Annotated in this window: 21 protein-coding genes; 7 read left to right on the top strand and 14 right to left on the bottom strand. The window is 60.1% G+C overall.

The window, feature by feature from the left end; all coding sequences use genetic code 11:
• The first annotated feature begins 15 nt into the window (after positions 1–15).
• From chlG to BUA42_RS11920, 5 genes are all read left to right on the top strand, one after another.
• A complete protein-coding gene (gene chlG, locus BUA42_RS11940) occupies positions 16–924 on the top strand; it encodes a chlorophyll synthase ChlG (RefSeq protein ID WP_072778091.1) in 909 nt (302 codons plus the stop codon).
• Positions 921–2201: a BCD family MFS transporter gene (locus tag BUA42_RS11935; RefSeq protein ID WP_072778090.1), complete on the top strand. Its 1281-nt coding sequence runs from the start codon at positions 921–923 to the stop codon at positions 2199–2201. The genes chlG and BUA42_RS11935 overlap by 4 nt, the downstream gene beginning before the upstream one ends.
• Before the next feature lie 2 nt (positions 2202–2203).
• Positions 2204–3388 carry a geranylgeranyl diphosphate reductase gene (locus BUA42_RS11930; protein WP_072778089.1) on the top strand — a complete coding sequence of 395 codons (1185 nt, stop codon included), beginning with the start codon at positions 2204–2206 and terminating at the stop codon, positions 3386–3388.
• On the top strand, positions 3385–3933 hold the full coding sequence (gene idi, locus BUA42_RS11925) for an isopentenyl-diphosphate Delta-isomerase (protein WP_072778088.1): 549 nt from the start codon (positions 3385–3387) through the stop codon (positions 3931–3933). Before BUA42_RS11930 ends, idi begins: the two co-directional genes overlap by 4 nt.
• Before the next feature lie 88 nt (positions 3934–4021).
• Positions 4022–5428, top strand: coding sequence for a DUF4214 domain-containing protein (locus tag BUA42_RS11920; protein ID WP_072778087.1), 1407 nt, complete (start codon positions 4022–4024; stop codon positions 5426–5428).
• 3 nt (positions 5429–5431) lie between these two features.
• Here BUA42_RS11920 and dxs read toward each other — a convergent pair whose 3' ends face one another.
• From dxs to BUA42_RS11855, 13 genes are all read right to left on the bottom strand, one after another.
• Complete coding sequence (gene dxs, locus BUA42_RS11915) at positions 5432–7357, bottom strand: 1-deoxy-D-xylulose-5-phosphate synthase (protein ID WP_072778086.1); 1926 nt, start codon at positions 7355–7357, stop codon at positions 5432–5434.
• Between the two features lie 189 nt (positions 7358–7546).
• Positions 7547–8659 (bottom strand): photosynthetic reaction center cytochrome PufC, encoded by a 1113-nt coding sequence (gene pufC, locus BUA42_RS11910; protein ID WP_072778085.1) that lies wholly within the window; start codon positions 8657–8659, stop codon positions 7547–7549.
• A complete protein-coding gene (gene pufM / locus BUA42_RS11905) occupies positions 8659–9645 on the bottom strand; it encodes a photosynthetic reaction center subunit M (protein ID WP_072778083.1) in 987 nt (328 codons plus the stop codon). Before pufM ends, pufC begins: the two co-directional genes overlap by 1 nt.
• A 2-nt stretch (positions 9646–9647) precedes the next feature.
• Positions 9648–10487, bottom strand: coding sequence for a photosynthetic reaction center subunit L (gene pufL / locus BUA42_RS11900; RefSeq protein ID WP_072778446.1), 840 nt, complete (start codon positions 10485–10487; stop codon positions 9648–9650).
• 135 nt (positions 10488–10622) lie between these two features.
• Positions 10623–10778, bottom strand: a complete 156-nt coding sequence (gene pufA / locus BUA42_RS11895; RefSeq protein WP_072778081.1) for a light-harvesting antenna LH1, alpha subunit — start codon at positions 10776–10778, stop codon at positions 10623–10625.
• Between the two features lie 14 nt (positions 10779–10792).
• Positions 10793–10942 carry a light-harvesting antenna LH1, beta subunit gene (gene pufB, locus BUA42_RS11890; RefSeq protein ID WP_072778079.1) on the bottom strand — a complete coding sequence of 50 codons (150 nt, stop codon included), beginning with the start codon at positions 10940–10942 and terminating at the stop codon, positions 10793–10795.
• 118 nt (positions 10943–11060) lie between these two features.
• Positions 11061–11288, bottom strand: a complete 228-nt coding sequence (pufQ, locus tag BUA42_RS11885; protein WP_072778077.1) for a cytochrome PufQ — start codon at positions 11286–11288, stop codon at positions 11061–11063.
• Complete coding sequence (gene bchZ / locus BUA42_RS11880; protein WP_072778076.1) at positions 11285–12751, bottom strand: chlorophyllide a reductase subunit Z; 1467 nt, start codon at positions 12749–12751, stop codon at positions 11285–11287. Before bchZ ends, pufQ begins: the two co-directional genes overlap by 4 nt.
• Entirely contained in the window at positions 12751–14313 is a 1563-nt protein-coding gene (gene bchY, locus BUA42_RS11875) for a chlorophyllide a reductase subunit Y (protein WP_072778074.1), read from the bottom strand. The genes bchZ and bchY overlap by 1 nt, the downstream gene beginning before the upstream one ends.
• Before the next feature lie 40 nt (positions 14314–14353).
• A complete protein-coding gene (locus tag BUA42_RS11870) occupies positions 14354–15355 on the bottom strand; it encodes a chlorophyllide a reductase iron protein subunit X (protein WP_072778072.1) in 1002 nt (333 codons plus the stop codon).
• Positions 15352–16293: a chlorophyll synthesis pathway protein BchC gene (gene bchC, locus BUA42_RS11865; RefSeq protein ID WP_072778071.1), complete on the bottom strand. Its 942-nt coding sequence runs from the start codon at positions 16291–16293 to the stop codon at positions 15352–15354. Before bchC ends, BUA42_RS11870 begins: the two co-directional genes overlap by 4 nt.
• Before the next feature lie 147 nt (positions 16294–16440).
• Positions 16441–17586: a methyltransferase gene (locus BUA42_RS11860; RefSeq protein ID WP_072778069.1), complete on the bottom strand. Its 1146-nt coding sequence runs from the start codon at positions 17584–17586 to the stop codon at positions 16441–16443.
• A gap of 1 nt (position 17587) precedes the next feature.
• Positions 17588–18463 (bottom strand): polyprenyl synthetase family protein, encoded by an 876-nt coding sequence (locus tag BUA42_RS11855; protein WP_072778067.1) that lies wholly within the window; start codon positions 18461–18463, stop codon positions 17588–17590.
• A gap of 93 nt (positions 18464–18556) precedes the next feature.
• Here BUA42_RS11855 and crtD point away from each other — a divergent pair, with 93 nt between their 5' ends.
• Together crtD and crtC are read left to right on the top strand one after the other, a co-directional pair.
• A complete protein-coding gene (gene crtD, locus BUA42_RS11850; RefSeq protein WP_084066219.1) occupies positions 18557–20131 on the top strand; it encodes a 1-hydroxycarotenoid 3,4-desaturase CrtD in 1575 nt (524 codons plus the stop codon).
• Positions 20086–20958, top strand: a complete 873-nt coding sequence (gene crtC, locus BUA42_RS11845) for a carotenoid 1,2-hydratase (protein ID WP_072778445.1) — start codon at positions 20086–20088, stop codon at positions 20956–20958. Before crtD ends, crtC begins: the two co-directional genes overlap by 46 nt.
• Here crtC and tspO read toward each other — a convergent pair.
• Entirely contained in the window at positions 20955–21437 is a 483-nt protein-coding gene (gene tspO / locus BUA42_RS11840; RefSeq protein WP_072778064.1) for a tryptophan-rich sensory protein TspO, read from the bottom strand. The two genes, crtC and tspO, sit on opposite strands and share 4 nt — an antisense overlap.
• Positions 21438–21442 lie beyond the last annotated feature (5 nt).

Here is a 21442-nt window from a genome sequence, read left to right as displayed (position 1 = left end):
GTGTTTAGTTGACACATGACTGTCAGCGTAAGTTTACACCAGGATCGTTACCCTGCCCCTTCAGCCATGCTGGAGCTGATTAAGCCTGTCACATGGTTTCCGCCGATGTGGGCCTATACCTGCGGCGCGATTTCTGCCGGGGTCCCGATCAGTGACAATATCGGTCTTCTGATCATCGGCATTATTCTTGCAGGGCCCGTGGTCTGCGGCATGAGTCAGGCCGCGAACGATTGGTGTGACCGGCATGTCGATGCGATCAATGAACCGGAAAGACCAATCCCGTCAGGGCGCATACCAGGCCGGTGGGGCTTGTGGATCGCCCTTGCGATGTCCGCGCTGTCTTTGGCCTTGGGTGCCTTGCTTGGAACCTGGGGCTTCATTGCGACCGTCGTCGGTGTCATCGCGGCTTGGGTGTACTCTGTTGAACCGATCCGATTGAAACGATCCGGCTGGTTTGGCCCGGGTCTGGTAGGTTTGTCCTATGAATCGCTGCCTTGGTTCACGGGAGCGGCTGTTCTCAGCCAGACACTGCCTTCCACGCCGGTGATCTTCATCGCCCTTCTTTACGGACTGGGCGCGCATGGCATCATGACACTGAACGACTTCAAAGCGCTCGAAGGCGATCGGCAAATGGGGGTGAACTCCCTGCCCGTGACTCTCGGGCCGGAAAAGGCGGCGAAGGTCGCCTGCGTCGTGATGATCGTTCCTCAGATCCTTGTCATCCTTGCCTTGGCGCATTGGGGGCAATCCTGGCATGCATCGGCGGTTTTGGCGCTGATGCTGGGCCAGCTTTGGGCAATGTCCGTCATGCTGCGCGATCCAAAGGCCAAAGCGCCTTGGTATAACGGCACCGGGGTTCTGATGTACGTCTCGGGCATGATGGTCTCTGCCTTCGCGCTTCGATCGGTGGAGGCCTTCTGGTGACACTCGGCTGGCTCGCTATTGTTCGACTGGGACTGGTGCAGATGGCGCTGGGCGCCATCGTTGTCCTAACGACGTCAACCCTGAACCGGTTGATGGTGGTCGAACTTGCCCTTGCCGCAGTTCTTCCCGGCGCACTCGTCGCGCTGCATTACGGCATTCAGATCACCCGCCCGAATTGGGGATTCATCTCGGACAAGGGCGGCAACCGGACGCGATGGATCATTCGCGGGATGTTCATCCTTGCGGCGGGCGGCATTCTGGCTGCCCTGGGCGTCGTTCAAATGGAAACCCAGTATTGGTCTGGCCTGATGATCTCGGTCTTTGCCTATGCCCTTATCGGGCTGGGCGCAGGGGCAGCAGGCACGTCGGTTCTCGCTTTGCTCGCCACGGCCACTGCGCCCCATCGGCGCGCAGCCGCCGCAACCATTACATGGCTTATGATGATCTTCGGCATCGCCATGACTGCTGGTGTGGTCGGGCAGCTGCTCGATCCCTATTCCCCTGCTGTGCTGATCCGTGTCGTGTCGGGCGTCGCCCTGACCGCCCTCATCATCACGTTCCTCGCCACTTGGCGCGTCGAATGCGGGGTTGAGGCGGAATCGGAACCCGACCCTGTCCCCTTTCGCGAAGGACTGGCAGAGGTTTGGGCCGAACCCAAGGCCCGAATGTTCACCATCTTCGTGTTCCTGTCGATGACCGCCTATTTCATGCAAGAACTCATCCTCGAACCCTACGCGGGTCTTGTCTTCGCTTTCACACCCGGCGAAAGCACCACGCTGTCCGGCATTCAGAACGGCGGCGTCTTCCTTGGAATGCTCACTGTCGGGTTCGCGGCGACCGCGCTGCGTTTTGGATGCCTGCGCAACTGGGTGGTTGGTGGATGTCTCGGGTCCGCAGCCAGTTTGTGCGTGATCGCCATCTTGGGCGGCTATGCTTTGCCTGACACCCTTTTGCCTGCAGTGTTCGCACTGGGCTTCTTCAACGGCGCGTTTGCGGTGGCGGCCATCGGATCGATGATGGCATTGGCTGGCGAAGGCCGGGAAAAGCGCGAAGGCACCCGCATGGGGCTATGGGGCGCGGCGCAAGCGATTGCGGCTGGTTGCGGCGGCCTGACTGGTGCCGCCCTGGCAGACGTGATGCGCACCGTGACAACCGACGCACCCGCCTTTGGAATTGTATTTGTGATTGAAGCCGGGCTCTTCCTCTGCGCCGCCCTGATGGCGATGCGCATTATGGAGGGCAGCCCGCGCCAACCCGAACTGATCGCAGGAGAGTGACCATGTATGATGTTGTTGTTGTGGGCGGAGGCCCGGCCGGAGCAACCGCTGCCGAAGACTTGGCCCGCTCGGGCTACAAGGTTGCGCTTCTGGATCGCGAAGGTCGGATCAAGCCTTGTGGCGGGGCAATTCCACCGCGTCTGATGCAGGACTTCGACATTGGCGAAGAACAGCTCGTCGCCAAGGTCAACACCGCGCGGATGATTTCCCCGACAGGTCGACATGTGGATATTCCCATCGAAAACGGCTTTGTAGGTATGGTCGATCGAAAGGATTTCGATCCGTTTCTGCGCGCACGGGCCGAGGCGGCGGGTGCCGAGCGATTTACCGGAACCTACGTCCGGATTGACCGGGACAAACCCGCCAAGAAGCGTAGCGTGATCTACCGAGACAAGGAATCCGGCGAAGAGCGCGCGCTGCAGACCAAACTCATTATCGGGGCGGACGGTGCAAACTCCCGCGTTGCGCGCGATGAAATCCCGGGCGGTGACAAGGTGCCATTGGTCTTCGCCTATCACGAGATCATCGCGGCCCCGGAAAAGAACGACGTCTATGACCCGGTCCGCTGCGACGTCATCTACGACGGTGCGATCAGCCCTGACTTCTACGGTTGGGTCTTCCCGCATGGCGGCACGACCTCGGTGGGGATGGGCACCTACATTCAAAGCGTGAACCTGAAAGAGGCGACCGCCGCATTGCGCCAGGCCTCCGGCCTAGCCGACTGCGAAACCTTGCGTAAAGAAGGCGCGCCGATCCCGCTGAAGCCGCTGCGCTTCTGGGACAATGCGCGCGATGTGGTTTTGGCCGGGGATGCCGCCGGCGTCGTTGCGCCGTCCAGCGGTGAGGGCATTTATTACGCGATGATCTGCGGCCGTTTCGCCGCTACCGCCTGCGCCGCAACGCTGAAATCAGGTCGCATCACCGATCTGGCGCTGGCGCGCAAGCTATTCATGCGCGAACACAAGACCGTCTTCCGCGTGCTGGGTCAGATGCAGGACGCGTATTACAAAAGCGACTCCCGCCGCGAACGCTTTGTCTCCCTGTGTCACGATGTCGACGTTCAAAAGCTGACCTTCGAGGCGTATATGAACAAAAAACTCGTGAAAGCGCGGCCCATGGCGCATCTAAAGATCGGCTTCAAGAACATGCGCCACCTTCTGGGTCTTGTGCGGGAGACGCATGTATGACGGAAACCCTGATCCCGGCATGGCTTGGCGACACGCTCAGCCCGGTTGAGAAACTGGACGCACATATCCGTGGCCTCAAGCACAAGGCGATTTCCGTCTTTGTGTTGAAGGGTGACGAAGTGCTGATCCAGCGACGGGCGATGGGCAAGTACCACACGCCGGGGCTTTGGGCGAACACCTGCTGCACGCATCCCAACTGGGAGGAGAGCAGCATCAACTGTGCCCAGCGCCGCCTGCGTGAGGAGCTGGGGATTGAAGGTCTGAACCTCGAGTATCGGGACCGCGTCGAATACCGTGCCGATGTCGGCGGTGGTTTGATCGAGCATGAAGTGGTCGATGTCTTCGTGGCCAAGGTCGACAAGGCACCAGAGATCAACCTGAACCCGGACGAGGTCATGGCGACTCGGTGGGTGCGCTACGCCGACCTGATCGATGAAGTGGTAAACGATCCAAGCCGCTTCACCCCCTGGTTGCGCATTTACCTTGACACATATGCGTCACAAATCTTCGGCGAACTGGCGAAAACCTGCGTAAACCCAGCGTGAACTAGCCAATTTTAAACACATTGGCTCCTGTTTGTTGCCCTAGTCGTTGCCTACACGTCTACGTGGGGCTCGAACTGGGGAGTTTGAGATGTCTGCTGCCACCATCGCCGTTGCCAGTGATCTGGAACGGTACATGCTGGATCTGGTCAACGAGGAACGCGCAAGCCGTGGCTTGAATGCGCTCGTTCTGGACAAGACATTGAACGCATCGGCTGATGCGCATTCGTTGTGGATGCTAGACAACAATGTGTTCAGCCATACCGGCGTTGGGAACTCTACCCCGACGGCACGCATGGAAGACGCAGGCTTTGACTTCTCTGGGTCTTGGCGCACGGCAGAAAACATCGCGGCGCAAAGCGAACGTGGCGAGCCTGGACTGTTCGATGATGTTTACGATCTCCATCTCGCCCTGATGAACAGCCCGGGTCACCGGGAAAACATCCTCATGCCGGATCTGGAGGTTGTGGGGATCGGAATTCAGACTGGCAATTTCGTCTACGAGTCCGGCACCTACTATTCGGTCATGGTCACGCAGAACTTTGCCCGCACCGGGGGGCAAACAACGCCCGACTTTGGCCCGGATGAAACCGGCGGCCCGTCAAACGACGACGGCAATCCCGACCCGTCAAATGTGCTGGTCGGCACAGCCACAGCGGAAAACCTCATTGGTACCGCACAAGACGATACGATCACCGGTTCAGGCGGCAACGATATCCTATCCGGCGAAGGCGGATTCGACACGGCCGTCTACATGGGCGATGCATCGGACTATGCGATCACGATCAGCAATGGATCGATTATGATTGAGGATCGCACCGGGGGCGATGGAACCGACACACTCAACAGCATCGAAGCGCTGGAATTTGACGATTCAACTTTCGCGCTGAGTCTCTTCACCAATGTGAGTTCCCTCACGGATGCCGATATGCTGGCGTTCTGTGAATTGTATGTCGCGTATTTCAACCGGGCGCCCGATTCCGCGGGGCTGTTGTTCTGGGGGTCGCGCTTGGCCGACGGCATGAGCATGGAAGACATCGCACGCGAGTTCTTCGATCAGCCCGAAACGCGTGCCCTGTACGGGACATCGACCGACAACGGGGCCTTCGTGACCGCCGTCTATTCGAACGTCCTTGGCCGTGCGCCCGATGGCGCGGGCTATTCCTACTGGGTGAACATCCTCGATAGCGGTGCCGTTGAGCAATCCGCTTTCATTCTCGCGATGCTGGATGGCGCAAAGGCGGCCACGGGAAGCGCCGCCGACGCACAGTACCTTGAAACGAAGGCCGAGATTGGTGCCTATTACGCCGTCGTCAACGGTTTGAATAATGTGTCCGTTGCCAACACAGCGATGCAGGCCTTCGATGGATCGAACGGATCGGTGTCCGTCGCCAAGGGCATTATCGACAGCCACGCAGCGACGATCGACAGCGCGCAAGGCTCTGAATTCACCATCAGTGTCACGGGACTTGTCGAAGACGCGCTCGACTGGATTTAGCGGTTACGCCCCTTTGGTCAGCGGAACGACCTTGCCATCACTTGATGTCAGGGACACCGCCAGCTTGAAGATATCGAACCGTGTCAGACCCGCATCGGCGTACATGTCGTCTGGCGATGCCTGATCAATAAATCGATCGGGCAAGGTCATGGTGCGCATCTTCAGCCCATGATCCAACGCACCGCGATCCGACAGTTCGTGCAAAACCATCGCACCAAAGCCACCACGGGCACCTTGTTCCACAGTGATCAAGGCTTTGTGCGTCGCGGCAAGCTTCATGATCAGATCAATGTCCAACGGCTTGGCAAACCGCGCATCGGCAACGGTGACCGACACGCCCTCCGCCTCCAACAGTCGCGCCGCCGCTTCGACTTCGGACAGATGCGCACCGAAACTAAGCAGTGCGACGTCAGACCCGTGTTGCAGAATACGACCCTTCCCGATTTCGAGCACCTCTCCGCGCTCCGGCAGTTCGACCCCGGTCCCGGATCCTCTGGGATACCGGAACGCAATCGGACCGGACTCATGTGCGACAGCGGTTGCCACCATGTGCTTCAACTCCGCTTCGTCAGCGGCGGCCATGACGGTCATGTTCGGCAAGGCTGACAGGTAGCCAACGTCAAACGCCCCGGCATGGGTTGCACCGTCCGCTCCGACCAAACCCGCGCGGTCGATGGCAAATCGCACTGGAAGGTTCTGCAAGGCAACGTCGTGCACGACCTGATCGTACCCGCGCTGCAGGAAGGTTGAGTAGATGGCGCAGAAGGGCTTGAGCCCGGAGGCCGCCAACCCGGCAGCGAATGTAACCGCGTGCTGTTCCGCAATGCCAACGTCGAAGACACGGCTTGGGAACCGGTCAGCCAGAATGTCGATCCCTGTCCCACCCGGCATGGCGGCGGTGATTCCCACGATATTCGGATCGCGCGCGGCCTCTTCGGTCAGCGTGTCTCCAAACACCTTGGTGTAGCTCGGCGCGTTTGGTTTGGATTTGGCCTGAGTGCCCGAGACCACGTCGAACTTGGCAACACCGTGATACTTGTCGGCGCTGTTCTCGGCGTGGGAATAACCCTTGCCCTTAACGGTGCAGCAATGGATCAGAACCGGACCCGTCGCCCGCGCGCGTGCCGCACGCAGGACCGGAAGCAGCTGACCCATGTCGTGGCCGTTGATCGGGCCGATATACTCAAAGCCCAGTTCTTCAAAAAGCGTGCCCGACGCCGTCAGGTTGCCCGTCACCAATTGGCGCGCGCGCTTTGCGCTTTCGCGCATGGGTTCGGGCAAGGCGGCCTCGAACCCTTCGGCAAGGGACTTCATCTTCGCCAGCGGTTCATTCGCGTAGAGACGGCTCAGATAGGATGACATGGCACCCACCGGTGGCGCGATGCTCATCTCGTTGTCGTTCAGGATGACGAACAACCGGCGGCCTTCGTGTCCGGCATTGTTCATCGCTTCATAAGCCATGCCAGCGCTGATCGATCCATCGCCGATCACCGCAATCGCGTCGCCGGTCGGGCGTCCCATGTCCCGGCCCACCGCAAAGCCCAGCGCGGCAGAAATCGAGGTCGAGGAATGCGCGGCACCAAACGGGTCGTATTCCGACTCGCTGCGCTTGGTGAACCCTGACAGGCCGTCTTTCTGGCGCAGGGTCGTCATCCGGTCCCGCCGTCCGGTGAGGATCTTGTGCGGATAACACTGGTGCCCCACGTCCCAGATCAGCTTGTCCATCGGCGTGTTGAACACCGCATGGATCGCAACGGCCAGCTCGACAACGCCGAGGCTTGATCCAAGATGCCCGCCGGTTTGGGAAACGGCGGAAATGACCTCGGACCGGACCTCGTCCGCCAATGCGGCTAGCGTGCGATCATCCATGGTCCGAAGGTCAGCGGGACCAGCGACCCGATCAAGATTGGGGGTGGTTGAATGTGTCATGTGGCAGTCTCCTCGGGGACGTGAGGGAAGAGAGGCGCCACGTTTGCCAGGGGGTGCCCAGAAACGTGGCGCCAGTTCCTGTAGCCAACAGGAAGGGAACCGGGGTGTTGAGCCCCGTATCCGGTTTCTTGTTTGGGAACCTATGAAACCGGATCTGGCGCCGGTGGGGCGGCGGACCGCCCCGACCGATCATTCGTAAACAGGCGCACCCGTTGTCGCGAGCTCGGGCCAGTCAGCGATGACGTTGGTCCCTTGCAGCGGTTGGATGTAACCCTTGTGGCAGGTTTTGCAGGCGGCCTTCGGCGCGTCGGCAAACACCGGTCCAAGTCGCTCAGGCGGGTAAACGCCTTCCAGCGGCACCAGCCAGTCATTGTTGATCTCGAGCACCATGGAAATACCGAGCATCTCGGTCGACCATTGCGGCGTGACTTGTTCCACATCGTAGAACGCGCGGCTGTTGTGACAGAAGTTGCAGTTCACACCGAGCGAATTCGAGACGTAGTTCATCAGGCTGAACGTCCGCTCTGTATGCTGCCAGGTCTGAATGCCGTCAGCCGGATATTCCGCCACGTGGCTTTCCAGGTCGTGCACGTTGATCTGGCCGTAGTCGAGCAGATAGGTCTCGAGCGCGTCCGACGGCAGCGATGTGAACTGCGATTGAACCGTTACGCGGTTCTGGATCGCGGCCCAGCCTGCGGCGGCTTCGTTCACGGAACCCATCCGGAACCAGATGTCCGACGGGACATTCTGGCCACGGTGGCAGGTATAACACTGCACACCCACCTGCTTGTTGGCGTTGACGTGCCCATCCCAGTTCTCGTTGATGTTCTGGGTCATCTGGATCATGTTCCGGGCGACGACCTTGGTATACAGATCGTCATTCCCGTACTCTTCCAGCGCCACGTCACCGTGACAGTAGGCACAGCCCTGTTCCGGAGACACCCAATCGGTGATGGCCAGCATCACGCGGTTGAAGTTGTCTTCGGTCAGATCACCCAACACCTGCACGTTCTGGTAGATGTCGCGCGCCAAAGGCTCCCCGCCTTCGGGGATATAGGGCGCTTCAGTGTACATCACCTCGATTGTCGGATCCGGCGTCAACCGTTCAGAGTTGAACTCCGGGACCGACATGCCGGTGCCACGCGGGCCGGTTTGCAGGCTTTCAGTGGCGAAAGGCTGACCGACAACCACAAGGAACGCGGCCACCGTGACGGCAACACCCGCCGCACCGACCAGGATCGCCGGACCGTAGATGTTGGTCGGGTTTTCCGAGTTCCATTTATTGAACCAATTGGGAAGCATTACTCTGTCTCCTGTCCAATAAAGGCTTCGTAAGACCCGTACGCCTCGTAGCCATAAGAGCCGTCATACATCGGAGCAAAGTGATGCTCCTGGGCCCAGATGAACCAGTTGTCGACGACGGTTCCGGTCAGCAGGATGCCGATGCCGCCTGTGATCGGGGTCAGGACCGCGAACCACCATGCCCAGCGGTGAATGCCTTCCATTGTGGCGTTGAACCCCATGGTCCAGCGCCAGAAGAGCGCTGCACGTTCGGTGGCGGTGCCACGGTCTACGATCTGTTCCAGCTCGCGGTCGCCGCCGTAACGGGTCACTGCCAGAATGGTCGCGCCGTGCATCGCAAATAGCAGGACGGAGCCATAGAGGAACACGATCGAAAGCGCGTGGAACGGATTGTAGTAAAGGTTGCCGTACCGGATCGAGAACGCGGTGGTCCAGTCAAGGTGCGGGAAGATGCCGTAGGGCACGGCCTCTGACCACGATCCCATCAGGATCGGACGGAAAAGACCCAGCACCAGGAACAGCCAGATCGCCGATCCGAAAGCCCAGAAGACGTGTTTCCCCATCTTGTGCTCTTGCGCGAGGATATAGGTCCGCGCCCACCAGCTCATCACCGACACAAGCAAGAAGAAGCTGGCGATGATGTACCAGCCGCCGTCTTGCAGCGGCGGGAAGCTGAGGCCGTATTCCGGGCTTGGCGGCTCAAGCGCCAGCCAGAACAATTGGCGGATGAACTCGGGGATCGACCAGCCGACTTGCGCCAGCATGTTGAGCCCAATGATGTTCAGCGCGAGGATACCTGTGGCAAGGGACACCATCCCCGTCCAACCGAGCCAGACCGGGCCAAGCTGTGCGTTGCCGATCCAGCCGATCAGGGTCGAGAAGCCGGGCTTCCCCATCCGTTCGCGGCCTGAGTCCGGTGTCTCCATGCCCCATTCCGGGGTGCCCTGAACCTGAACCTGTGTGAAGATATTCTGATATTCAGCCATGATTACATCCCCACATTGGCGCCCCAGATGGGCAGTTCGAGCCACCAGTTCCACCACTCGGGCCAACCCTTCGTCCAGACGGGGCCGGAGATGATGATACAGATCGCGGACCAGAAGCCGGCGTTCAGCGCGAGAAGCAAACCAACGCGGTGGATGCCAAGCGTGCCGACCGAGTAGCCGATGAAGTCGCGGAAGAACGTGTCTTCGTGATCAGGCGTCAACATCTCTTCACCCTTTTCAGGGTTCGCCGCCGACAGGATCAGACCGCCGTGCAGCGCGAGCGCCAACGTCGTCGTGAAGAAGAACGTCACCGCCAGCATATGCGCCGGGTTGTAGTGGAAGTGCAGGTAGGCGTAGCCGGTGTTCGACACCCAATCGAGATGGCTGAAGATTCCGTACGGGAAACCGTGACCCCAAGCGCCCATGAGAAGCGGACGGAACACCACCAGCGTCACATAAGCGAAGATCGCGACGCTGAAGGCGAAGGGAACATGGTACCCCATGCCAAGTTTGCGGCAAATCTCGACCTCGCGCAGCGCCCAGCTACAGAATGCGCCGACCGCACAGATCGTGATGATCTGCCAGAGGCCGCCTTCCATCAGCGGTGCCATGCCCAGACCGTAACTCAGGTCAGGCGGCGCGATGTTGATGAGCCATGGATTGAATGTGCCCTGGTCTGCCGCTCCCCAAAAAATGAGGATTGTGCCGAGCAGAGCGAAAAAGGCGGTCGTGACCCCGAAGAAGCCCACATAAAATGGCCCAACCCAGAAGTCGAACAGATCGCCGCCGATCAGCGTCCCTCCGCGGACGCGATACTTTTTCTCGAAGCTGAGCAGCGCCATCTTCTTTATCTCCGCGTTTGCCGGCATGGCCCGTCAGGGTCGAAGCCGTCATGTTTCAGTTCGGTTTTGCCGCGGGCGGGTCACGATGCACGCGCCGCCCGCAGCGATGTTGTTGGCTCTGCCGAGCAGGCTGGCTTACATGCCAGCCGCAGCTGCGGTTTCGAACCAGTTGATGCCGTTGGACAGCACCACCAGGTGAATCATTGCAGCCAGCAGGAAAAGGAAAACGCCTTGTGCGACAAACACACGGCGTGGATCGAAGACGAGCCAGATCTTGTAGAACTTTGCCATTTTCTAATCCTTCCTCAGAACCACGGGCGCCAGATGAAGGTTGCAAGGTGTGCAACCACTGCAACCGCCGAGAACAGCCAAAGGCCGCTCATGTAGACGGAATGCAGCTCCTGGGCCTGCTCGTCAGTAAGACCTGTGAAGGACAGGTCGGTATTATCAGCCATGAACTTTCCTCCGGAACGTTATGCTGACGCCGCACTCCCTGCGGCCGGGTCCCTTGGAGCCAAGGCTCCGCAGGTCCTGTCCGCCCCGCCGGGCAGACAGTCTCGCTCCCCAACCCTTTCAGGCTGAGAAAATCAGGGGTGTGATCCGATCCGCTTCACACCACGCGCGCGCCAGCGGCCCGCGCATGTTGAGCGTCTGTTTCTGGAACACTTCGAGCATCCAGATCACGAACGCGAACGGGATCGCGACGATGAAGATGATGCTGAAATAAACCAGGAACTCGGTTCCCCGTTTTGTGTGACCGTGCTTGTGAGAGCGCGTGTCAGAAGAGGTGAAATCCGTCATGTGGTCGGTCCTCCTTGGGTGTTTGACAGGGCTTGAACCGTCTCGAAGACGACGCGTTCAGCGCCTTGTTTCAGGGCTGCGGCCTCTGCGGCGTCGCGCAGGTTCTTGGCAGCAGAAATTCGGGTGAGAACGGGATGCTCGGATACGATCCGGTCCAGTTCGGCTTGCGCATCGGCGTCCCAGGGGAAATCGCGGCGCAGTGGTGTAAGAGTGGCGTCCGCCTTGTCCATCTCCGTGCCCAGCGGCAGGATGTGGAAAAGCGCGTCGAACAGTCCGTTGCAGACCTCCTGCAGCAGATAGGTCGCCCCCGCGTAGCCCATCATCGGCGTCCCAGTATGGCGGCGGATGGCAGCGCCGGGAAATGACGCCGGAATGAAGGTTGGCTGCGGGCCATGCCCGGCCTGCATTTCGGCGAGGTACATCTTTTCGTTGATTGACCCCATAAGCACCAAAGGCTTCTTGGATTGGATCATCGACCGTACTTCTTCGTTGTTGGTCTTCGCACCGGCCACACGTGCAACGGCAAAGGCGCAGGGCAGACCCAGATCGCCTTCAAGGTAATTCCGGATGCCTCGCGCGTAGGTTTCGTTCGCAACGATCCCGAAAGAGGCCGTTGCAAAGAAGTCCTGCGTAACCGAGCGCCACAGATCCCAGATTGGCTTCAGCGTCGAATGCTTTTCCTGTTCGATGAACGGGTCCGGGTCGAGGCCCAGCATATCGCCCAGCTTGCGCAGGAACTTCGTCGTTGAATCCATGCCAATCGGCGCTTGGAGATAGGGTTTGCCCAAACATTCGCAAAGCCCGCGACCAAATTCGCGATACATACAGATGTTGACGTCAGCGTTCACAAGGTTCCGCATCTCGGCCAGATGCGCGCCCAGCGGCATCACCATGTTCACCTCGGCCCCGATGCCTTCAACCAGACGCCGAATTTCGGCAAGGTCCGAGGGCATGTTGAACGTGCCGTACATCGGTCCGAGGATGTTCACGCGTGGCTTCGCACCCTCTTCACGCTTCTTCTCGGGTGGCATCCGGCCCTTGGTCATGCCGAATTCCGTGAAGATCCACGTCATTGCACGATCCGCACTTTCCCACTGATCCTCATCAATGGTGCGCGGCAGAAAGCGTTGGATGTTAGTCCCCTGCGGAGTCACCCCACCACCGATCATCTCGGCAATAGACCCAGTCACCACGACCGCAGGGAGAGCTGGATCGAGAACACTCCAGGCGCGTTTCATCGCCCCCTCGGTCCCCTCCCGACCCAGCTCCTCCTCACCGAGGCCAGTCACCACGATGGGGAGCTCGTGCGGCGGTAGCGCATCTGTGTAATGGAGAACGGATGTGACAGGCAGGTTTTCACACCCGACCGGCCCATCGATAACAACTTGCAGGCCCTTCACGGCGGTAAAGGCGTAAACCGCCCCCCAGTAGCCGCCCGCGCGATCATGATCTTGAATAAGCATCAGATCATCTCCTGCGCTTTGGCGGCACGCGCCTGTTTGTCGAGTTTCTTCTGATGCGCCGCGCGGAAGTCGGGCCGCAGGTTCGGAGACCCCTCCCAGACTCCAGCGGTGTCACCATGGCCGACGCCTTCGAAGAACGCCTTCATCTCGTCCATGCGGGACTTGCCCGCGATGGCGGCGTTGATGACTTCGGCAAGAGACCCGGCACCGGCAGGACCCATCAGAGGCCGCGCGGAAATCAGGTTGGTGTAGTAAAGGCCGGGGATGCCAAGCTCCTTGGCCTTCTGAACCACGGGTGTCGTCCCGATGGCGAGGTCCGGTTGCACCGCTTCCATTGCCGCGCAATCGTCTTCGAGCGACGCGCGATAGGTGACCTTGATGCCCTTGCTTTCCAGCCAATCCCGGTCTGGGTCTGACCATTGCGTGCGCGGGCAAGCCGTTCCGACGTACCGTACATCCGCACCGCTTTCGACGAGCAGGCGCGCGACCAACAGCTCGGACCCTTCGTAGCCGGAAAGGGTGATCGTGCCTTTGATCGGCGCCTGTGCCAGCGCACCTTTGATCGCCGGGAGGAAAGCGTTTTGCGCGGCGGCAATCTGGTCTTTGGGGATGTTGAACGCATCGCCGATATTCGCCAACCAAGCGGCCGTGCCATCATGACCAACCGGTGCAGAGCCAACAATCGGACGACCGGCGGCTTCAAATTCGCGGATCGCGGCGGTGTAAAATGGATGGATCGCAGCGACGACACCACAGTCCAAAGCGGCGTACAATTCTCGCCACTCACGGCACGGAACAACAGGACCAGCAGCAAGACCCATAGGGGCAAGCATTGCACCGATCATCATCGGGTCGGCCGGGAACATTTCGCCTAGTAGCGCCACCGTCGGACGATCCGATTTGCCACCTTCGGGCGCTTGCACCGGACCTGCTTTGATCTCTTCCCGCGCGTAGTTGAGCATCGCGCCAGCCAAGACGTCCTTTGCCTCGGCATGTGTCGGAATGCCAAATCCCGGCACATCAATGCCGACGATCCGGACGCCGTTGATCTCTTTCGGAAGTAACCGCAGCGGCACCCCGGACGCGGTGGGCACGCAGAGGTTTGTGACGACGATCGCGTCAAACCGATCCGGGTCGGCCATCTCATGTACGGAATCCCGGATGTCTTCGTACAGTTTGCCGGTGACGAGCGTTTCAGAATTGAACGGAACGTAGCCAACCGACCGGCGCGCTCCGTAGAAGTGGGACACGAACGTCAGGCCATACACACAACAGGCGGACCCCGACAAAACTGTCGCCGTCCGCTTCATCCGCAAACCAACTCGCAAGGACCCGAAAGCCGGGCACATGCTTTGGGGCTGATCATGCGGACCCACGGGATAGTCCTTGGCAAACTGGTCGAGCATCTCGGAATTTCCGGCAAGACGCGCCGCCTTTTCCAACTCGGATCCAGAGTGGCACCCCAGGCCATCCGCAGGCATCGCCACATCGGTCTCGGCCCGCGGTTCACCGCGGATGACCTCAACCTCTGCCGTTTCGTCGTATGTTTCTTCGTTGCTCACATCGTCTCTTTCGTTCCCATCACGCTTGGGTGGCTGGCCCTTACGCGTCGTCGTAAATCACTTCCAAAGTTTCTTTCGGCGCCGCGTTCTTGCCGCGCATATCTGTGTCGGTGGCTGGTTCGAGCGTGATGCCCGCCCCGGTTTCGGACCCATCGAACAGTTCAAGCAAACCGTCTTGGCTGAGCGGTGCCGGACGCACCGGAGGCGCTTTGGCAACGTTCATGCCAAGCTCGGCAAACAGCGCGCCCCAAGGCGACGCATCGGTGCCGACGATCTGGTAATTCGCGGATTTCTTGCGCAGGTCGTCATCCTGCGGGATCGACGCCAGCACGGGGATGTTAACCGCTTCGGCAAAGGCTTGTGCTTCGCCCGAGCCATCATCCTTGTTGATGACAAGACCCGCGACCCCGACGTTTCCGCCCAGCTTGCGGAAATACTCCACGGCCGAGCATACGTTGTTCGCCACGTAGAGCGACTGCAGATCGTTCGATCCGACAAGGATCACCTTCTGCGCCATGTCCCTTGCAATCGGCAGACCGAAGCCCCCGCAGACCACGTCACCGAGGAAGTCGAGCAGGACGTAGTCGAAATCCCAATCGTGGAAGCCTAGCTTCTCCAAAAGCTCGAAACCGTGAATGATCCCGCGTCCGCCACACCCGCGACCGACCTCCGGTCCACCAAGCTCCATCGCAAAGACGCCACCGCGCTTGAAGCAGACGTCGCCGATCTTGACCTCTTCGCCAGCCAGCTTTTTCTGGGTCGAGGTCTCGATGATTGTCGGGCAGGCCTTGCCACCAAACAGAAGGGACGTCGTGTCGGACTTCGGATCACATCCGATCAGCAACACGCGTTTGCCCTGCTCCGCCATCATGTGGCTGAGGTTCGCCAGCGTGAACGATTTGCCGATCCCGCCTTTGCCATAGATCGCGATGATCTGGGTTTTCTTTGTTGCCTCCGCCGGAATGACATCGGCGAGGTCTTCATTCGCTTCGTCGCGCAGACGTTGGTCGAAGTCTTTCAGGTTCGGAACGTCATCTTTCACGAAGGCGTCTCCCAGTTGAGGATCATTTTCAGGCAGGTCGGATCTTCGAACGCGGTGCGATAGGCACCGGGCGCATCCTTAGCCGCAGCTTGATGTGTGATGAGGCCGTCAAGGCTTAGCGCGCCATTTTCGACAAGGGTGCGCGTGGCAGTCAGATCTTCGCGCGTCCATTCGGCGGCGACACGGAACCGCGCCTCTTTCATGAAGGCCGGCGGGAAGGAGAATTGCAGCGGTTGGGTGTAGAACCCGGCAAGCACGATCTCTCCGCCCTTTGTAATGCGACCCACAAGATCGTTGAGCAAGCCGCCATTGCCACTTGCGTCGTAAATGGAGGTGTAATCCCGACGCTCGTCCTTGTCGGGGTGGACGACGTCGTATCCCTCGGCCCCGGTCGCACGGGCCGGATCAATTTCCCAGACGGTTGGAGCGGGCGCTCCAGCGGCAATCGTCAATCGGGCCAAAAGGCGGCCAAGAACCCCATGACCAACGATCAGGTCCGGCACTGCCTTGTCCAACCCGGCCATCGCGTGGCGCGCGGTTGCGGCCAAGGCGAGAAGTGCGCCCTGCGCCCCGAGGCCCGGATCGATGCGCGTGACACGATCCTGATCGGTCACAAGCCGCTTGGTGGCTCCGCCAAACAGACCGAAAACACCATCGTAGCAATTCGCGCCGGGAACGAAGACGTGGTCACCCACCTTATACCGGCTGTTTGCACCCACCTCGACAACTTCGCCCGAGGCCTCGTAGCCGGGGATCAGCGGATACCCCATGCCCGGAAACGGCGGCATATCGCCGGACCAGAAAAGCTTTTCGGTTCCGGTAGAAATGCCGGAATGGGCGATTTCAACAACAAGGTCTTCCGCGCCCGGATCCGTAAGTTCGACAGTTTCCAGCGCAAGGGTTTTGGGGGCGTTTAGAACGACGGCGTGGGTGTGCATCCTGACCTCCTGCGGTGGACGCCGCGCCAAAACCGAGAATCAATTCGGGCGAGACAGATGTAATTTTTGTTGGTGTCAGTTTATTCTTACACTCGTATCTGTCAACTATAATGGACACCTTGGAGTGTAAACCTGAATTGTTCCCGTTCAGGTTGCCGTTTTCAAAGCGGTCAAAACCGAGGTCACAAAGGGACGGCGCGAGGGGTAGGTTTTGATGCCCTGAAACCCGGCATTCCGACACAGCTCGCCAATCCGCTCGGCGCTGCGCACCGTGCCCGTCTGCATCGCCATGCAGTAGAAACTGAAATACACGTCACCCGCGATTTCGGGCTTGGCGCCGCCGGACATCGGTTCGGAAACAAGAAGCCGGCCGCCTTCAGGCAGCGCTTCAAACACCTTGGCCAGCAATGCCGCCACGGTGTCATCCTCGTGGTCGTACAGGACACGGATCAAAGAGATAGTGTCCGCTCCCCGCGGCAGAGGATCATCGCGGAAAGACCCTGGTACAAAGGACAAACGGTCCTTGGCTTTCGACGCCTCAATTCGCGCTATCGCATTCGGGGCTACGGCCGGAAGGTCGAACACGGTTGCTGTCAGATTCGGGTACTTCAAAACCAAAGCTTCGGCGAAAACGCCGTATCCGCCGCCGATGTCGAGAAGTGATTTCGTTTCATTGAGCCTGACCGTCGCCAATGTGTCCGCCGCAACAATCTCTTGCGAGCGGGCCATCAGGTCGGAATAGCGGTTCGATACATCGGAATCCGTCGCATTCTCTGCGCCGAAGACATACGGCCAGAATTGCGCAAGCTCTGTCTGCACATCCCCGCGCAAGAGCGCGACCGGATCGTTCAGGTCGCGATAAAACGCGGCGTGGTGTCGGATCATGTCTTCAAGCCCGGGAACACCCACAAGCGCTGCCCCCTGTCGGGCAAGACCGTACCGTCCTTTCCGATCCCGCCTAAGAAGATCCATCGCGACGCCCGCCTGAAGCAAGCGTTCCATCCGGTCGAGCGGCAGCACGCAGAGCCCCGCAAGATCAGTGGCAGAACGCGCCCCGTCCATGAGCCGATGCAGTACGCGCAGTTCTACCAATGCAAACAGAGCTTGCGACTTCACGAAGCCCTGCACGATATCGAAAAGCGCGGCCCCGTCTTTCGCCGCGACGCCACGGGTCAGCGGAGACGTCGATGCCCAGCGCTGAAATCCTGGTCGCGCGATCAGGCGCATCAGGCGCGTTCGAAGGCCAACCTTCGGCGTATGTGTGGCCGGCGGCGTATCCGTCGCTAGGGCCATCTCAACCGGCTTTTGCCGCGCGGCTTGCCGGGACGGGCGTCAAGGCTTCGGCTTGCAGACGAACCATTTCAGCCAGTTGCGCCTCACCCGGGCAGGATGGGATCGACGAGATGGCACCGGACAGAATGTCCCGCAACCGTGATATCGCGCCATCGACGCCAAGCTGTGACACGGCATTCGGCCGACCATGAAGATCGTCCTGCCCTGCCGGTTTGCCAAGCGTCTCACTATCGTACAGCGCATCCCGCAGGTCATCGGCGACCTGGAACGCCTCGCCAATGCGCGCGCCAAGTTCGAACCACGGCTCTTCATCCTGTCCGGCGGCAATCGCCCCCATCTGGGTTGCCGCGATGAATAGGGCACCGGTCTTGGAACGGTGGTAGGCGGACAGGTCGATCTTCGCTTCGCTTTCCCAGCCTTGCCCGGCACAGATGCCGTTCGGCATGCCCGATTGATGGGATAGCGTACGGATCAACCGTACGGCCCGATCCGGGGAATGTACGGCGGCGCGGGCGAGGATCTCGAACGCGAGGATGATCAGGGAGTCGCCGGTCAGCACTGCCAGGGGTTCGGAATAGGCGCGATGGACCGACGGTTTGCCGCGGCGGATATCTGCGTCATCGAAGCAGGGAAGGTCGTCATGCACGAGACTGGCACAGTGGATCAATTCCAGTGCTGCTGCGGCGGCGTTGGTGATTTCCGGCGCGTCATCACCACAGGCCATCGCCACCGACAAAAGGATCGTCGGTCTGATCCGCGCACCTCCAGGTGTGCAGGCGTAGTGCAAAGCGTCCGAGAGCTTTGACGGAGCGCTCCCGCTTTGTCCGACGTGAATGGCCGATTCGACGGCGGCATTGATGCGGGTCTGAAGTCCCATCGGACGCTCCTTGGCAAGGTGTTGTCATATTTATCTGACACACTAGTGTAAATCATACTGGACACTTGGCAAATGTGAGTCAACAATTCGATGATGAAAAACCCGCGTCATAGCTCTGACCGCGTGATCGTCATCGGGTCAGGTATCGGTGGTCTTGCCACGGCCCTGCCGCTTGTCCACCGCGGGTTCGATGTCACCATTCTGGAACGCCACGCGACCGTTGGTGGAAAGATGCGCCAGGTCGATGGCGTCGATGCGGGTCCGACGGTACTCACCATGCTGGACGTTTTCGAAGACATGTTCGCAGATGCGGGTGAGGCCCTGACCGATCACGTGTCGCTTGTCCCGCAAGACATCCTCGCGCGCCATTGGTGGCCTGATGACGGACCGCTTGACCTTTTTCCCGATCAGGATCGCAGCGCTGACGCCATTGGGCGATTTGTGGGGGCATCGGCAAAGGCCGAATTCATCGCCTTCTCAAACCGTGCGAAACGCCTGTTCGAGGGATTTCGCGACCCGATGATGCGGGAGGCAGAGCCTCGCATCGGCAGGCTGGCCTCGCATGTTATGCGCCACCCACACCTGATCCGGGACATGGCCCCAACCAAGACGCTGAAGCAACTACTGACGTCGAGCTTCACAGACCCCCGGCTGCGGCAGCTCTTCGGTCGGTACGCAACATATGTCGGCGGTTCGCCGGACAGGTCCCCCGCTCTGCTTTCCCTGATCTGGGAAGCCGAGGCACAGGGTGTCTGGTGCGTCAAAGGCGGGATGCATGCCCTCGCCTGCGCCTTGGCGAAGCTCATCGAAACCAAGGGCGGTACGATCCGAACTGGCGCGCATGTGGCGTCTATCGATGTCGGCACAAATGGTGTGACAGGCGTTGTGCTGGAGACCGGTGAGCGATTGAGTGCAGACAGGGTTGTCTTCAATGGTGATCCCCGCGCGCTTGCTCTTGGGCTGTTGGGAGAGACCACCAAGACAGAGGCGCAAATCACCACCAAACGCGCCAGAAGTCATTCGGCGAATGTCTGGAGCTTCAAGGCCGTTCCCTCTGACGTGCCGCTCGTCCATCACAACCTGTTTTTCTGCGATCCGACGAAGAACGAATTCGAGGAGATCGCAAAGGGCGATATCCCCACCGAACCGACGCTTTACCTTTGCGCCGAGGATCGCGGGCTTGGCGCCTTTCCACCCGGCGCGGAAGAGCGCTTCGAGATCATCATGAACACCCCGCCGCTAACCGAACGCGCGGCACACCCCGAGGACTTTGAGATATGTCACACACGGACTTTTCCGGCGCTTCGCCGCTTTGGGCTGACCTTCTCACCGGAGCCGGGACCGGCCGCGCTGACGATGGCGAAGAGCTTCGACGCTCTCTTCCCCGGCAGCGCCGGTTCGCTTTACGGGCAGACCCCGCACGGAATGACAGCCGCGCTGGAGCGCCCGACCGCACGGACAAAGATCAAAGGGCTCTATCTGGCGGGCGGCGGGACGCATCCGGGGGCGGGCGTCCCGATGGCGGCGCTCTCCGGGAGGCACGCGGCCGCGGCGATAGTGACGGACCGAACTTCAACCTCAAGGTCCCAGAAAACGGCTACGCCTGGTGGTATGTCGATGGCATCTCGGACGACGGCAAACGCGCTGTCTCGGTCATCGGGTTCATAGGGTCGGTCTTTTCGCCCTGGTACCGCTGGTCGGGCCGCAAGAACCCCGAAGACCATGTGTGCATCAATGTCGCCACCTATGGTCCCGGCGGTCGCTTCACCATGACGGACAGGGGCACATCTGCGCTTCGTCAGACCGCGAACGCCTTTACGGTCGGTCCGTCCTCCATGCGATGGGCCAACGGGAAGCTGATCATCGACGTCAACGAGGTATCTTCGCCGCCCTTGATCAGTCGTGTGCGCGGCACGATCACGGTCACGCCCAGCGCGATCACGCAAGTGGAACTGCCACTGACCGAAGACGGCGCACACGTCTGGCGACCATTTGGTCCGGTCTCGGACATCTCGGTCGATCTTGATGCGCCGGGATGGCAATGGAACGGGCACGGCTACTTTGACGCCAATTTCGGCACTCGCGCGTTGGAAGAAGACTTTTCCTACTGGACCTGGGGCCGGTATCCGGCCGCGGGGGGAAGCACCTGTTTCTACGATGCCACCCGGCTTGACGGGACAGAATTGGGATCGGGGTTTCATTTCACGGAAGGCGGAGCGGCGAGCGAGATTCCTTTGCCGCCGCAGCTCGAGTTCAAGCGCTCCCTCTGGGCCGTGCGGCGGGAAACGCGCGGGGATCTGGGATGCAAGCCCAAGCAAGTGATGAGCATGCTGGATGCACCCTTTTATTCGCGCGCGATGGTCGAAACCCGTTTGAACGGAGAATTAACAGTTGGCGTTCACGAGGCGCTCGATCTCAGGCGTTTCCGGTCACCTCTGTTGAAACCCATGCTTGCCGTGCGGGTCCCCCGCCGCAAGAACTGGCGTTTCGATTAGGTCGACGCAGGTCTCGGGGAATTCGCCTCTTCCTTGTTCAAGCGCCAAACGCTTGCGTTCAACGCGCCGGCGATGCTGACCCAGATGAGGTAGGGAACAAACAGCAGACCCGCGATCAAATCGACCTGCATAAGTGCAAGAAGCGTTGCCGCCACGGATAGCCACAGCGCAACTAGAACGAACATCCCCAATTTGATGCGCTTCAACCCGAAAAACACCGGTGTCCAAAGCCCGTTCAGTGCGATCTGCAAAGACCACAGGGCCATCGCCACAGCATTGTCCGGGCTGAGTGCGACCCGCGCGCCTGCGGCGGACATACACAGATACAGCGTCGTCCAGGTCACGGGAAACACCCAGTCCGGGGGCGTCCAAGAGGGTTTGTTCAGATTGCGGTACCACGGACCGGGAGGGAACAACCCTCCGGTTGCACCTGCCGCGAAGCAGGCAAGTAGGAAAATTCCGAACAAGAGCCAAAACATGATGG

It is taken from the genome of Marivita hallyeonensis (assembly GCF_900129875.1).
Taxonomy (GTDB): domain Bacteria; phylum Pseudomonadota; class Alphaproteobacteria; order Rhodobacterales; family Rhodobacteraceae; genus Marivita; species Marivita hallyeonensis.
This window is presented reverse-complemented; position numbering and strand designations above follow the sequence as displayed.

Excerpts from the sequence above, each read along its gene's own strand:
- crtD (WP_084066219.1), top strand. The coding sequence starts at position 18,557 with ATGAAAAACCCGCGTCATAGCTCTGACCGCGTGATCGTCATCGGGTCA.
- chlG (WP_072778091.1), top strand. The coding sequence starts at position 16 with ATGACTGTCAGCGTAAGTTTACACCAGGATCGTTACCCTGCCCCTTCA.
- tspO (WP_072778064.1), bottom strand. The coding sequence starts at position 21,437 with ATGTTTTGGCTCTTGTTCGGAATTTTCCTACTTGCCTGCTTCGCGGCA.
- pufB (WP_072778079.1), bottom strand. The coding sequence starts at position 10,942 with ATGGCTGATAATACCGACCTGTCCTTCACAGGTCTTACTGACGAGCAG.
- dxs (WP_072778086.1), bottom strand. The coding sequence starts at position 7,357 with ATGACACATTCAACCACCCCCAATCTTGATCGGGTCGCTGGTCCCGCT.
- pufQ (WP_072778077.1), bottom strand. The coding sequence starts at position 11,288 with ATGACGGATTTCACCTCTTCTGACACGCGCTCTCACAAGCACGGTCAC.
- BUA42_RS11930 (WP_072778089.1), top strand. The coding sequence starts at position 2,204 with ATGTATGATGTTGTTGTTGTGGGCGGAGGCCCGGCCGGAGCAACCGCT.
- bchC (WP_072778071.1), bottom strand. The coding sequence starts at position 16,293 with ATGCACACCCACGCCGTCGTTCTAAACGCCCCCAAAACCCTTGCGCTG.
- bchZ (WP_072778076.1), bottom strand. The coding sequence starts at position 12,751 with ATGCTTATTCAAGATCATGATCGCGCGGGCGGCTACTGGGGGGCGGTT.
- pufM (WP_072778083.1), bottom strand. The coding sequence starts at position 9,645 with ATGGCTGAATATCAGAATATCTTCACACAGGTTCAGGTTCAGGGCACC.
- pufA (WP_072778081.1), bottom strand. The coding sequence starts at position 10,778 with ATGGCAAAGTTCTACAAGATCTGGCTCGTCTTCGATCCACGCCGTGTG.
- pufC (WP_072778085.1), bottom strand. The coding sequence starts at position 8,659 with ATGCTTCCCAATTGGTTCAATAAATGGAACTCGGAAAACCCGACCAAC.
- BUA42_RS11855 (WP_072778067.1), bottom strand. The coding sequence starts at position 18,463 with ATGGGACTTCAGACCCGCATCAATGCCGCCGTCGAATCGGCCATTCAC.
- BUA42_RS11860 (WP_072778069.1), bottom strand. The coding sequence starts at position 17,586 with ATGGCCCTAGCGACGGATACGCCGCCGGCCACACATACGCCGAAGGTT.
- BUA42_RS11920 (WP_072778087.1), top strand. The coding sequence starts at position 4,022 with ATGTCTGCTGCCACCATCGCCGTTGCCAGTGATCTGGAACGGTACATG.
- idi (WP_072778088.1), top strand. The coding sequence starts at position 3,385 with ATGACGGAAACCCTGATCCCGGCATGGCTTGGCGACACGCTCAGCCCG.
- pufL (WP_072778446.1), bottom strand. The coding sequence starts at position 10,487 with ATGGCGCTGCTCAGCTTCGAGAAAAAGTATCGCGTCCGCGGAGGGACG.